Genomic DNA, 11,890 nt, shown 5'->3' with positions numbered 1-11,890 from the left:
TAACTTGATTATAAAATTCGCCGTCTTAAACGAAAAAGGCCGTGATTAAAAAATCACGGCCTTCCTTCACTTGAATATTTCTATTGTTAGAAAACGGACGCCTTCAGACAATTAGTTCACTGTGTCATCCGACTTATCCTTCAACGGCATCAACCGCGCCGACCAGGACTGCATCTGATCCAAGAACCGTTTACTCTTGGGATGAACCCCAATCTGGCTGTCGTAGATTTCATCCATCAATTGCCGCAGGGCGTGCTCCGTTTGAGGCTTCACGCTAATCGTGTGGAGCTTATCCAGGTCGAGCACCGAGAACTGCCGCAGGTAATAAATTGTCCGCTGATTCAGATGAAGCCGGCGTGGGTCCATCTGCCAATGCTGCTGGCACAACAGGCCGCCGTAGCTTTCCGAATAATCAAAGGGTAGATCATTTCTACCACAGACCGCACAGCCTTGGAGCTGTGGCGCTACCCCAAAGGCCGGCATCAACTGAATTTCCATGATATTGGTCACAATCGACGCATTCACACCATCGTCAATCAGCGTCAGTGCACGCTGCACCCGGTGATACCACTCGGGTAACGGCTGACTATCGGGAAAGGCGGCATCCACCAGGCTCATGATATACGTGGCGTAGGCATTTTTAAAAATGTCCGCGCTAATATTCTGATACTGGCTGGTCTCCCTGGCCGTACGAATATAGGACAAGCCATCATCGGCAATGTCCCCCACGTAACTGCCCACCGTAAACGGTAGGATATCCGCGACCATCTTGAAGCCCTTCTTCTTGGCACCACGCACCAGAAACATCTTCTTGCCGAACTCCCGCGTCAAAAACTTAATCAGGAAGTCCCGCTCAGCATAGTCGCGCCGAAACAGCAGGATGCCGTGAAAATCCGTCACATTACGTGCCACCGTCATCCCCGCTTTCTTTCAAATACAGTTGCTTTACAGGTCGTCCTTGCGGTAACCATAGCTCTTCAACAACGTTGCCTTGTCACGCCAGTTTGGTTGGACCTTGACCCACAGTTGCAGGTAGACTTTGCTTCCCAACAAGTGTTCAATGTCGCGCCGGGCCATCGTGCCGATCTTCTTGAGCATACTGCCACCCTTGCCGATCATAATACCTTTTTGGGTCGGCCGTTCGACGATGATTGTGGCTTCGATGTGCACGTGATCTTCATCCTTTTGCTTCATGCTTTCGATTTCAACCGCCACTGAATGTGGCACTTCTTCACGCGTCAACATGAAGATTTTTTCGCGAATCAGTTCACTGACCACGAAACGTTCTGGGTGATCGGTCACCTGATCTTCAGGGTAGTATTGGGGACCGTTTGGCATCTCGTCAACCAAGTCACCCAGAAATTCATCCACGTTATTGCCTTCAAGCGCGGAAATGGGGTAAACGGCCTTCCATGGCAGCGCCGTCTTATACTGTTCCATGATGGCCAGCAGGTCGTCCGGATGAATCTGATCGATCTTATTGATCAACAAGTAGACCGGTGCCTTGATGCCCTTCAGACGGTCAATGATAAAGTTATCCCCGGCCCCCCGTTTTTCAGCAGCGTTGATCATGAACAGGACGGCGTCGACTTCGTTCAAAGCCGACATTGCGGACTGCACCATGTAGTCGCCCAGCTTACTCTTAGGCTTGTGGACCCCCGGCGTATCAATGAAGACGATCTGCGCTTCATCCGTCGTGTAGATCCCTTGAATCTTATTCCGCGTAGTTTGCGCGGTGTCCGACATGATAGCGATCTTTTGACCGATCACGCGGTTTAAAAACGTTGATTTTCCCACATTGGGCCGGCCAACGATAGCCACGAAGCCTGATTTATAATTTGGATTATCCATATTTTCCTCCACTTAGAACCAACGACTCAGCGCTGGCAGCATGACGAGTGCGCCGACAATGATGGCAAAAGTCGCGGCGAGTAAGACCCCACCGGCGGCCACATCCTTGGCCCGTTTCGCCAAATCGTGATAGGTCGTGCCCACCACTAGGTCGACGACAGCCTCAACAATCGTATTGAGCGTTTCGGCGATCAACACCAAGAAGATGGCGAGCACCAGCCACAGCCACTCATTTAACGTTAGTCTTAAAATAATGCCGGCAATCACCGCCAGCGTTCCTACTGCCAAGTGCTTCCGGAAATTCCGTTCGTAATGAAACAGTGCCCGCAGGCCATCCCACGCGTGACCTAACGACTGCACGAACGCCCGGTTCTTTCCCGTCTGCTTGCGCTTATCGTTTGAGCCCATAGGCATCGAGGATATCGGCTTGCAGCTTGAACATGACCTTCTCATCCTCTGGCTTCATATGATCGTAGCCATTCAGATGTAAGAAGCCGTGGACCACGAGAAATCCGAGTTCCCGTTCGTAGGAGTGGCCCAGATATTCCGCCTGTTCTTCGACCTTATCCATGGAAACAAAGATATCACCGATATTTTCGGGAATCTCGGCGGCCATCTCAGGATCCATGACTAATGGAAAATCAGCGTCTTCATCCTCAGAATCTTCAATCGCAAAACTAATGACATCGGTTGCCCGATCGACCCCGCGGTACTGCTTGTTGATGCGGTGAATGTCTTCATTGTTCATCAGAGTCACGGACATTTCGGTATTTTCGGCAAGTTCAAGATACTTCCCGGCATATTCCAAAACATCTTTAATCATGTCCACGTGCTTTGCTGGCACGCCGTCTTTGGTTTTATCATAAATCTCTAAATCCATTATTTTTTAGCTCCATTTGGTTTAGTATCGTTGGCTTCGTAAGCGTTAATGATGCTGGCAACGACTGGGTGCCGGACCACATCATCAGAACTGAAGGTCACAAAGTTAATGTGCGCCACATTCTGCAGGATATGCTGAGCCTGAATCAACCCAGACTTGGCGTTGTGCGGCAGGTCAATCTGCGAAATGTCCCCGTTGACGATCATCTTGGACCCAAAGCCCAATCGCGTCAGGAACATCTTCATCTGCATGTTAGTCGTGTTCTGAGCTTCATCCAAAATGACGAAGGCTGATTCCAGCGTCCGCCCCCGCATGTAGGCCAGTGGCGCAATTTCGATGACTCCACGATCCATCAAGCGGGTCGTATGTTCTGCCCCTAAAATAGCGTACAGGGCATCATAGATTGGCCTCAAATAAGGGTCGACCTTCTCCTTCAAGTCCCCAGGCAGGAACCCCAGGCTTTCTCCAGCTTCCACGGCGGGACGGGTAATGATCAGTTTCTCCACGTCACCGCGCTTCAGGGCAGCCACGGCCATGACAACGGCTAGGAAGGTCTTCCCAGTCCCGGCCGGCCCAATCCCAAAGGTAATGTCGTTGTGCTTAATGGCGTCAATGTACTGGCGCTGGCCAAAGTTCTTGACCCGCACAGCACGCCCCTTAGCGTCCTTAATCAACGTTTCATTGTAGAAATCCTTAAAGTACGTCAATGTGCCCTTACCCGCCATCTTCATGGCACTGATGACATCGGCACTGTTGAGCTTGATCCCCTTGGCCAGTAGGTCGCTCATGTTGCGCAAGATAGCCAGCGTTTGGTCGACCGTATCCGCAGCACCAGAGACCTTGATCACATTACCGAAAGGCTTGATTGTTACTTGCAAGCCTTCTTCAAGGATCGTGACGAACTGATCCTGCGCTCCCAGTAAAGCAACCTCATCTTCAGGCCGGGCCAAGATATATTCTTTTTCAATCGTTGTGTTTTCAGTCAAATACGGTGGCTCCTTTGTTTTTAGTTAGTGTCTAATAGTCAAATTTTAGCATACTGCCGGGGATTGTAAAAGGATTCCGCGCGAAAAGCCAGGAGAAGCGCCAATAACTGCCACTAATCACCGATTCAGACCGGTCTGGTTGCAGTCACCCTCACCACTCTTAATCAGTTGGGCTCACAACTCTTCGGGTCAACACGAGTCGATCCCGAAGCTTCAAGCCGTTTTCCATAATATCGTGATTGTAGTGGGTCGTAAAGTAATCGGCCTCCACCGCCACGACGCGATAACCCTGCCGTTGATAGAGATAGAGTTGAGTGAAGCTCGTGGTCCCCGTGGCCACCCGTAACATGTGATAGCCGTGGTCGCTGGCCCACTGCCGGGCAAACTCCAGGAGGGCCTTGCCGTAGCCCTGCCGCTGACGGCTAGGGGTAACGGCCAGATTGGCAATCTCCAGAATTTGATTGGCGCGCGGCAGGAGCACCAACACGCCAATCAACCCCCGAGAATCACTAGCAGCGAAGGCTGTTCCCGTTTTTAGGTAGCTGTCAATCAGACTCTGACTGGGATCAGCGCTTAACAACAGGTCATTTTGAGCCGACGTGGGCCGCTCAAATTTCTGATAAACCAAGGCCATGATGACCACCCCCCTCGTTAAAAAAATCATCACGGTCCGACCGTGATGATTCTAATGAATTTACTTGTTTAATTGGGCCTTAACGGTCTTGTTGACAACGGCTCCATCAGCCTTGCCCTTAACCTGTGGCATCACAACGCCCATGACCTTACCGAAGTCACCCATACCGCTAGCAGACACCTTAGCGATGCTGTCAGCGACGATCTTAGCAACTTCGTCTTCGCTCATTTGCTTAGGCGCGTACTTTTCAACGATGGCGATTTCGGCCTTAACGCCTTCTACCAAGTCGTCACGGTTACCTTTGGCGAATTCTTCCATGGATTCCTTACGTTGCTTCAATTCACGGGAAACGATCGTCAATTCTTCGTCAGGGGTCAAATCATGGCCTTGCTTAACCTTTTCGTTGGTCAAAGCAGCCTTCATCATCCGGATAACGTTTAAGGATAACTTATCGTGGGCCTTCATAGCCGTCTTTAAATCTGTGTTGAGTTGGGTCTCTAAACTCATTACATTTCCTCCTAAAAATCGTGATTACTTTCTAGTTTACACCTATTTAGCGGATGCGTCAGCTGAAGTTGCTCCCGTCTGGCTTTGGTTATAATGCTGACCCCAAGCCGCCATCGCCGTGATTACTGGCCAAAGTGACTGGCCAAACGGTGTCAGCCGATATTCTGTTCGCGGTGGCATCTCCACGTAAACCTTTTTGGTCAGGAGTCCATCTAATACTAGCTCGTGAAGTTGCCGCGCCAGCATCCGTTCCGAAATACCGGGTAACCAACGTTTGAAATCACTGTAGCGGCCCACTCGCTCTTGAAACAGTCGGTATAAGATGACACTTTTCCATTTCCCCGCAACAAACTGTAAGGTACTCTCTACCGGACAGCCAACAGCACAATCATATTTTTTTCGCTCCATGATTCTCTGCCTCCTCTGTCAACTGGACCTAGTCTACGCCGAATGCGCCAGATAACAAGTGACAGCACTTACCTTTCATTCAAGACTACAGCACAACTAGTAACTGACAGATCTGTCAGTTACTGACAAAAAATTCAGGATTGTTTTTCACCGACCGATGATTTACGCTAACACTGAATCACCAATCAAGAAGGGAAGTTTTGCCATGTCAGACATGCGGGCCATCGGCTTCACTCAGAATTTACCGATTGAAAATGAAAAAAGTTTCTTTGAATTCTTTACACCTAAGCCAACACCCACGGGTCACGACCTTTTGGTGAAGGTCCAGGCGACCTCGGTCAATCCCGTGGACACCGGTGTACGGCGTGGGACGAAGGGTGTCCTCACCACGCCTAAGGTGATCGGTTGGGATGCTTACGGCATCGTTGACGCGGTTGGCGATGCTGTCAGTCTATTTCAACCCGGCGACCGGGTCTTCTATGCTGGTTCCTTCAAACGCGCTGGAACGGACAGCGAATACCACCTCGTCGATGAACGCATCGTGGGCCACGCGCCAACTACGCTGAATCCGGCGGAGATTGCGGCCATGCCCCTGACCTCCTTAACGGCGTGGGAAGCCCTCTTCGAACAGATGTCAATTGCCTTCGACCATCCCCAAGACAACGCCGGGAAAACCGTGTTGATTATCAATGGCGCCGGTGGCGTTGGCTCAACGGCTACACAGCTCGCTCACCTGGCTGGTCTGACCGTGATTGCCACGGCATCACGGCCGGAGACCATTGCCTGGACCAAGGCCCACGGTGCGGATGCCGTCGTCAATCATCGCAAGAACCTCGTTGAAGAGGTCCACGCACTGGGCTACAACACGGTCGACTACATTCTAGAACTCAGCAACCTCAATCAGCACTGGGCCGAAATTGTCACGCTCATCGCGCCCAGCGGTCACATCGTCTCTATTACTGGCAACGACCAACCCATCGACCTCCGGGCCTTAAAACAAAAGCGCGCGACCTTTGCCTGGGAATGGATGTACACCAAGTCCTACTTTGAGACGGCCGACATGATTAGCCAGCACGAGACGCTGGAACGCATTCGGCAATTGCTAGACAACGGGCAACTTAAGTCTACGCTAGCCAAGACACTTACCCCCATTAACGCCGCTAATCTGCGAGTTGCCCACGCGTTAGTGGAAACTAAACGGATGATTGGGAAGGTCGTTTTGGCTAACTGACTGACATTACCCGCAAATGGCTTTCAAAACTGGTGGCTACTTTAAACGCCACCATCATTTACAGAATGGATACAAAAACCGCTAACCAATTAAGGTCAGCGGTTTTTTAAGTTAAATTGCAAAAAGAGCTTAGAAACGCTTCTTCTTGGCTTTACGCTTACGCGCAGCTTCTGATTTTAACTTTTTCTTCACACTTGGTTTTTCGTAAAATTCACGTTTACGGTATTCTTGTAAAGTACCGCTACGGGAAACCGTACGTTTGAAGCGCCGAAGAGCGTCGTCAAAAGACTCGTTTTTGCGAACGACTGTCTTTGCCATATAAAATTCCCTCCCTCCGAGCACAAGTAATAACGCCGGTTAGCTTTTTACCACCGGCGTAACGGTTCTTAACTATTATACATAATCATCCAAACGGCGTCAATAACGCAAGACAATAAAATTTGAACCGTTTTAACGGACGGGGTAAACTAGGGGTAATCATTAAGAAAAAATGTAGAGGAGTTGCTCGCTATGCCGCAGATTACCATCTTCATCATTTCCGATTCTTCCGGGGAGACGGCGCTGACCGTTGCCCAAACGGCAGTGTCTCAGTTTCCCACCGTGCAAGCCAGCTATCAACGGTTTCCCTTTATTCAAACCGACTCAATTCTCGATGGGATTCTCAACCTCGCTAAGAAACAGCGGGCGATGATCTTTCACACGCTGGTCAACGCCAAGCTGAGTAAAAAGGTCAGAGAATTTGCGACCACTAACCAGCTCCAACAGTTCGACTGTATCCAGCCGGCCATGGGGGTCATGCAGAACGCCACCGGTTTAACTCCTGAAGGCGTCCCCGGCCTGGTTCACAACCTCAACGACACCTACTTCGATCGGATTGCCGCCATGGAATTCGCCGTAACCTACGACGACGGCAAGGACCCGACTGGCCTACTCAAAGCAGACATCGTGATTCTCGGGGTCTCACGGACCTCTAAGACGCCACTGTCACTCTTCCTGGCCAACCGGAACTTACGGGTCGCTAACCTACCGCTAGGCCCCACTACGCAGCTTCCAGACGAACTGTGGCAGGTTGACCCTAAGCGAATCTTTGGCCTGACCAACAAACCAGAATCACTCAGAAAGATTCGTCAGGAACGGATGCTGTCTTATGGCTTACCCGCAGACAGTGCCTACTCTGATACCAAGAAGATCAGCGAAGAATTGGACTACGCTCAGAAGATCTATAAAAAGATTGGCTGTCTAGTGATCGACGTCTCAAATAAGTCGATTGAAGAGACCGCTACGCTGATTATGGAGAGTGTGGATTACGACTTAATTCCCCATCCCTTAGCTGATTAACCGTCTAAAAAACAAAGTGCTCGTGACCAATTTCGGTCACAGAGCACTTTGTTTTTTGCTATCACTATCAGTCAGAATCAACGCGTCTCCGCATTCCTTCATTTCTGAGCTATCAGAATTCTCGTACTCAGCAACGCATACATCCCATTAAGACCAGCGTGCTGGACACTAACTTCCTTCACGCCAAGTTGTTTCAATTGATTCCGATATTCACCGACATGTTCAATATCCAAAATAACCAGATGCCCGTTCGGCTTCAATACCCGGTAGGCCTCCGTAATCGCTTGCTGACGACTAGCCTTGGGTTTTACATTGTGAATGGCAAGACTCGCCACAACATAGTCAAAACAATCATCCTCGAAGGACAACTGTGTCATATCGCCGGTGACTAACTCACTGACGTCACTAACACCCGCCTGGTCAATGTTACGTTGCGTCTCCTCGGTTGAATTGCCTGATTGGTCTCCCCTATTCCAAATATCTAAACCCGTCACTTTTCCCGGGACACGCAACCGCCGCGCAATTTCCAGTAAGAAGGCCCCATGGCCCGTACCGAGATCCAACACCCGTTCGTGACCGTCAAGCTGCATTTCTGCAACGACGCGTTTGATAAGCTTGTATTTTCCCCACAACGATGTATACAAATACATGCCCGCAAACAAGAACAGAGCGATTGGGAAAAGGTAATTGGTCCACTCCCCGGAAGTAACCGCCATCACCATCCCCACGATACCAACGAGTAAAAACACGATTGGCACTAATGGCGCATCGACACCCTTTTTCATATTCAATTTCTCCCCCTATAGTTCCCTACGCCTACTAAACAAGCTAAGCAATTATATCATATTACTGCCGCGTCAAAAATTCATCGACCGGCTTCGCAGCTAAAACGTCGGCCTCTAAATCAGGATTGAATCTCTGCGCCTTCAGCATGGCAACTTCATAGCCGTGAGGATTGACCCCATGCTTACGGTCTGGCCCAATCACAGGTGTTTCCATAATCTTCGGCACCGCCGTTAATTGGGGATGGTGGGCGACACTGTTCAACACGTCAAACCCTAACGTTCCCAATCCGATATTGGTGTGCCGGTCCTTGTGGCTTCCCTGTGGATTCTTGGAATCGTTCAGGTGAACCACCTTGAGCTTGTCGACACCAATGACGTGGTCGAATTCATTGAGTACGCCGTCAAAATCCGTGGCAATGGCGTAACCAGCGTCACTGGTATGACAAGTGTCAAAGCAGACCGACAACCGGTCATTGGCAGCAGTTGCATCCATGATGGCGGCCAGCTCTTCGAAGTTTCGACCAACTTCAGTCCCCTTGCCAGCCATCGTCTCTAAGGCAATCTGCACGGGCTCATCGGCCGCAGCCAAGATCTCATCGAGGCCCTTGGCAATCTGGGCAATCGCAGCGTCCGGGCCAGCACCCACATGAGCGCCGGGGTGTAGCACAATCTGCGTAGCCCCGAGAGCTGCCGCCCGTTTCACTTCATTGGTCAGAAATTCCACGGCAAAGGCGTAGTTCTGCGGCTTGGTCGTATTTCCCAAGTTGACCACGTACGGCGCGTGAATCACGACGGCCCGCTGATTGTGGTCAGCCATGAACTGCTTTCCCGCCGGAATATTCAATTCATCGATTGGCTTACGCCGGGTATTCTGGGGCGCACCCGTGTAGATCATAAAGACATTTTCGCCATACTGAGCGGCCTCTTGCGCCGATCCCAGAAACATGTCTTTACCCTTCATACTAACGTGTGAGCCGATTAAAAATTCAGCCATTACAATTCATCCTTTCCACTGATGATCAGGCTGGCCACCTTCTGGCTAGCCGTGCCGTCTTCCCAATCACAAAACTTCTGATAAAAGGCGTCCTGCTGAGCCTGATACGCTGGGAAGCTCCCCTGGTCGCGCCACCCATCGAGTTGCTCATAGAAGGCGTTCGCCGTCGTGACGAGTGGCCCCGGAATTTCCTTTTGGTAATCGAAGTAGAACCCGCGAAGCTGGTCGCGGTAGTGTTCGAGGTCGTAGGCGAAGAATAATTGGGGCCGTTTTAAGTTAGCAAAGTCAAACATCACCGACGAATAATCCGTGATCAGAAGATCCGTAATCAGGTAGAGTTCGGCAATGTCGGTATCGGCCAGTACCGTCACTCGGTCCTCGTAGCCACGAATATCCACGGCGTCCTTAACCAGATAATGGGGGCGAATAATCAGGTGGGTCCCCGCTGGTACGTGCTTAAAGAATTCACCCAGGTCAAACGGCAGGTCAAAACGATAAACCCCTGGTCGCACCGCCATGTCGTCACGCCAAGTTGGCGCATAGGTCACAACTGGTCCAGTGACCTTGCCCAACAGGCGTTGGCGCAGTGCCGCCACCTTATCCGGTTGATCATCCGTGTAGAGCACGTCGTTTCTGGGATAGCCAATCGTCAGGAAGTGCCCGCGGTAGCCAAAGGCCCGTTTAAAAATATCACGAGAATACTGGTTCGGCGCAATCAGGTAGTCCCAGCGCGACGAGGCCGTCACAAACTGTTGGTGATAGTCAGCCGTACTGGTCCCCGGAATTGCCACGTGTTCGATGTCGGCACCCAACTTCTTCAGGGGCGTCCCGTGCCAAGTCTGAATGGTCCGGGTATGCCGATTTGACCGCCACCAGTTCGGTAACCGGGAATTTAAGACCCAGTACTGAGCCCGGGCCATCAACCAGACCCACTTGGGTGTAAAGCGCTTGATTAGTTGGATCTCCGGGTACTTACGTTTCAATGCCGCATATTCACGAGGTTTGACGCTAAAGTACGCCGTCTCCCGGTAACGGGGATCCGCCGCCACCAATGCGCGGTAGATGGCCGCCGGATTGTCGTTGACATCCTTTCCGTTGAAGCTTTCAAACATCACTAGTCGCCGTTTAATAGGTAAACAAATAAGCCCATCGTTCATCACGATGAGCCCATAGCGAGCAACTAGCTTCAATGACTGCGTGATTTTTTGGAAACCGTTCGCCATTTGAGGTTGCTCCTTTCAATTATAATCAACCACGCCCGTTTAACAACGGACGCTCGCGAGAACCACACCCCATGGCATGGTGACCACAATTTGCTTAGATACAGCGCTAGCCTACGAATAGGACTTATCCACTAATTACCAAAGCCTTTTAGGTCCGCAGGTTGCCAGACGGACTCGTTTCTTACAAGGTTGCTAAACCCTTAGCTAAAATATTTTTAGCTGCGTTATGATCACGCACATGAAACGTGCCACAACTAGGACACGTCCACTTGCGATCAGCTAACGTCAACTTGTTCTTATCAGTCAGGACGTGACCACAATCACTACAAGTTTGCGTTGTATTTCGGGGATTGATAGTCAAAAATTTCCGGCCGTACAAATCAGCTTTGTAGGACAGCATAGCCAATAGTGTTCGCCAGCCAACGTCCGTGATGCTCATTGCCAAAGCGTGGTTCTGCAACATATTTTTACTCCGCAGTTCTTCAGCTACGACTAAATCGTGGTTTTTGATCAAGGCCGTAGAGACGTGGTGCAGGAGATTCTTGCTTGATGGTATCATACCATATGAGTATACTGTATTCATAACAAAACAACTTATAATAATATTTATGGAGGTACCATATGAGTAAAGACATTGCCGGATCAATTCACGAGCGAGGTTATGTTTACAACTTTCATTTTCACTTGGTCTGGGTCACCAAATACCGGCGCGAAGCATTTACAACGCCAAAGTTAGTCGCTGAAATGTCTGACATTCTAACGAAAATAGCCCGACTAAACGAAGTGACCATTGAGCAAATGGAAGTAATGCCTGATCATATTCACTTATTACTAAGCTTTAAGCCCAAGTATGCGCCAACGAACGTTGTCAAGGCCTTCAAAGGCGGTTCAGCGCGCTTATTCTTTGAGTTACATCCAGAGATAAAAGCCCAGAAGTTTTGGAGTGGACATCTCTGGTCTCCTAGCTACTTCATGAGTACCCTTGGTAATATGAGCAAGGAAACCGTAGAAAACTACATTGCCAGTCAGCGAAGGGCATAACGGCATTCATCC

15 protein-coding genes and 1 pseudogene are annotated in these 11,890 nt (G+C 50.2%); 3 read left to right on the top strand and 13 right to left on the bottom strand.

The features are described from left to right. Positions 1–111: 111 nt before the first annotated feature. The 8 genes from recO to FD07_RS02495 form a co-directional block, all read right to left on the bottom strand. Entirely contained in the window at positions 112–918 is an 807-nt protein-coding gene (gene recO, locus FD07_RS02530; RefSeq protein ID WP_020088522.1) for a DNA repair protein RecO, read from the bottom strand. 27 nt (positions 919–945) lie between these two features. Continuing rightward, positions 946–1,851, bottom strand: coding sequence for a GTPase Era (gene era, locus FD07_RS02525; RefSeq protein ID WP_020088523.1), 906 nt, complete (start codon positions 1,849–1,851; stop codon positions 946–948). Positions 1,852–1,863: 12 nt separating this feature from the next. Next, positions 1,864–2,265: a diacylglycerol kinase family protein gene (locus tag FD07_RS02520; RefSeq protein WP_020088524.1), complete on the bottom strand. Its 402-nt coding sequence runs from the start codon at positions 2,263–2,265 to the stop codon at positions 1,864–1,866. Then, positions 2,243–2,731 (bottom strand): rRNA maturation RNase YbeY, encoded by a 489-nt coding sequence (gene ybeY, locus FD07_RS02515; RefSeq protein WP_020088525.1) that lies wholly within the window; start codon positions 2,729–2,731, stop codon positions 2,243–2,245. The genes FD07_RS02520 and ybeY overlap by 23 nt, the downstream gene beginning before the upstream one ends. Further along, positions 2,731–3,717: a PhoH family protein gene (locus tag FD07_RS02510; RefSeq protein WP_020088526.1), complete on the bottom strand. Its 987-nt coding sequence runs from the start codon at positions 3,715–3,717 to the stop codon at positions 2,731–2,733. Before FD07_RS02510 ends, ybeY begins: the two co-directional genes overlap by 1 nt. A gap of 160 nt (positions 3,718–3,877) precedes the next feature. Then, a complete protein-coding gene (locus tag FD07_RS02505) occupies positions 3,878–4,351 on the bottom strand; it encodes a GNAT family N-acetyltransferase (RefSeq protein ID WP_020088527.1) in 474 nt (157 codons plus the stop codon). Between the two features lie 60 nt (positions 4,352–4,411). Then, a complete protein-coding gene (locus FD07_RS02500; RefSeq protein ID WP_020088528.1) occupies positions 4,412–4,858 on the bottom strand; it encodes a GatB/YqeY domain-containing protein in 447 nt (148 codons plus the stop codon). Between the two features lie 42 nt (positions 4,859–4,900). Further along, complete coding sequence (locus tag FD07_RS02495; protein WP_020088529.1) at positions 4,901–5,266, bottom strand: winged helix-turn-helix transcriptional regulator; 366 nt, start codon at positions 5,264–5,266, stop codon at positions 4,901–4,903. Positions 5,267–5,480: 214 nt separating this feature from the next. Between FD07_RS02495 and FD07_RS02490 the strand changes: the two genes are divergently transcribed. Then, complete coding sequence (locus tag FD07_RS02490; RefSeq protein ID WP_027825893.1) at positions 5,481–6,497, top strand: zinc-binding alcohol dehydrogenase family protein; 1,017 nt, start codon at positions 5,481–5,483, stop codon at positions 6,495–6,497. A gap of 129 nt (positions 6,498–6,626) precedes the next feature. Here the strand turns inward: FD07_RS02490 and rpsU are convergent, their stop codons facing one another. Then, entirely contained in the window at positions 6,627–6,815 is a 189-nt protein-coding gene (rpsU, locus tag FD07_RS02485; RefSeq protein WP_011667518.1) for a 30S ribosomal protein S21, read from the bottom strand. Positions 6,816–7,007: 192 nt separating this feature from the next. On the opposite strand from rpsU, the gene FD07_RS02480 reads away from it, so the two are divergent. Continuing rightward, positions 7,008–7,835, top strand: coding sequence for a pyruvate, water dikinase regulatory protein (locus tag FD07_RS02480; RefSeq protein WP_020088531.1), 828 nt, complete (start codon positions 7,008–7,010; stop codon positions 7,833–7,835). A gap of 98 nt (positions 7,836–7,933) precedes the next feature. On the opposite strand, the gene FD07_RS02475 is transcribed toward FD07_RS02480, so the two are convergent. The 4 genes and pseudogenes from FD07_RS02475 to FD07_RS02460 all read right to left on the bottom strand — a co-directional run. Continuing rightward, positions 7,934–8,620, bottom strand: coding sequence for a class I SAM-dependent methyltransferase (locus tag FD07_RS02475; RefSeq protein ID WP_020088532.1), 687 nt, complete (start codon positions 8,618–8,620; stop codon positions 7,934–7,936). Between the two features lie 61 nt (positions 8,621–8,681). Continuing rightward, positions 8,682–9,614, bottom strand: a complete 933-nt coding sequence (locus FD07_RS02470) for a deoxyribonuclease IV (RefSeq protein ID WP_020088533.1) — start codon at positions 9,612–9,614, stop codon at positions 8,682–8,684. Further along, the gene (locus tag FD07_RS02465; RefSeq protein ID WP_020088534.1) at positions 9,614–10,837 is read right to left on the bottom strand and encodes a CDP-glycerol glycerophosphotransferase family protein; all 1,224 of its coding nucleotides are present in this window, start codon (positions 10,835–10,837) and stop codon (positions 9,614–9,616) included. The genes FD07_RS02470 and FD07_RS02465 overlap by 1 nt, the downstream gene beginning before the upstream one ends. 181 nt (positions 10,838–11,018) lie before the next feature. Next, a pseudogene (locus FD07_RS02460) lies at positions 11,019–11,378 on the bottom strand (RNA-guided endonuclease InsQ/TnpB family protein); the annotation flags it as partial. Positions 11,379–11,458: 80 nt separating this feature from the next. Here FD07_RS02460 and tnpA point away from each other — a divergent pair. Further along, positions 11,459–11,878, top strand: coding sequence for an IS200/IS605 family transposase (gene tnpA, locus FD07_RS02455; RefSeq protein WP_020088536.1), 420 nt, complete (start codon positions 11,459–11,461; stop codon positions 11,876–11,878). Positions 11,879–11,890: the final 12 nt, after the last annotated feature.

Source organism: Levilactobacillus parabrevis ATCC 53295, from assembly GCF_001434055.1.
Classification (GTDB): domain Bacteria; phylum Bacillota; class Bacilli; order Lactobacillales; family Lactobacillaceae; genus Levilactobacillus; species Levilactobacillus parabrevis.
Note: the sequence above shows the minus strand (reverse complement) of the source record. Positions and strands in the feature narration are given on the sequence as shown.

What these genes read in the sequence shown, in the direction of transcription:
- ybeY (WP_020088525.1), bottom strand. Translation starts at nt 2,731, where the DNA reads ATGGATTTAGAGATTTATGATAAAACCAAAGACGGCGTGCCAGCAAAG.
- tnpA (WP_020088536.1), top strand. Translation starts at nt 11,459, where the DNA reads ATGAGTAAAGACATTGCCGGATCAATTCACGAGCGAGGTTATGTTTAC.
- FD07_RS02465 (WP_020088534.1), bottom strand. Translation starts at nt 10,837, where the DNA reads ATGGCGAACGGTTTCCAAAAAATCACGCAGTCATTGAAGCTAGTTGCT.
- FD07_RS02490 (WP_027825893.1), top strand. Translation starts at nt 5,481, where the DNA reads ATGCGGGCCATCGGCTTCACTCAGAATTTACCGATTGAAAATGAAAAA.
- FD07_RS02495 (WP_020088529.1), bottom strand. Translation starts at nt 5,266, where the DNA reads ATGGAGCGAAAAAAATATGATTGTGCTGTTGGCTGTCCGGTAGAGAGT.
- FD07_RS02520 (WP_020088524.1), bottom strand. Translation starts at nt 2,265, where the DNA reads ATGCCTATGGGCTCAAACGATAAGCGCAAGCAGACGGGAAAGAACCGG.
- FD07_RS02475 (WP_020088532.1), bottom strand. Translation starts at nt 8,620, where the DNA reads ATGAAAAAGGGTGTCGATGCGCCATTAGTGCCAATCGTGTTTTTACTC.
- FD07_RS02505 (WP_020088527.1), bottom strand. Translation starts at nt 4,351, where the DNA reads ATGGCCTTGGTTTATCAGAAATTTGAGCGGCCCACGTCGGCTCAAAAT.
- FD07_RS02500 (WP_020088528.1), bottom strand. Translation starts at nt 4,858, where the DNA reads ATGAGTTTAGAGACCCAACTCAACACAGATTTAAAGACGGCTATGAAG.
- rpsU (WP_011667518.1), bottom strand. Translation starts at nt 6,815, where the DNA reads ATGGCAAAGACAGTCGTTCGCAAAAACGAGTCTTTTGACGACGCTCTT.
- FD07_RS02470 (WP_020088533.1), bottom strand. Translation starts at nt 9,614, where the DNA reads ATGGCTGAATTTTTAATCGGCTCACACGTTAGTATGAAGGGTAAAGAC.
- recO (WP_020088522.1), bottom strand. Translation starts at nt 918, where the DNA reads ATGACGGTGGCACGTAATGTGACGGATTTTCACGGCATCCTGCTGTTT.
- FD07_RS02480 (WP_020088531.1), top strand. Translation starts at nt 7,008, where the DNA reads ATGCCGCAGATTACCATCTTCATCATTTCCGATTCTTCCGGGGAGACG.
- era (WP_020088523.1), bottom strand. Translation starts at nt 1,851, where the DNA reads ATGGATAATCCAAATTATAAATCAGGCTTCGTGGCTATCGTTGGCCGG.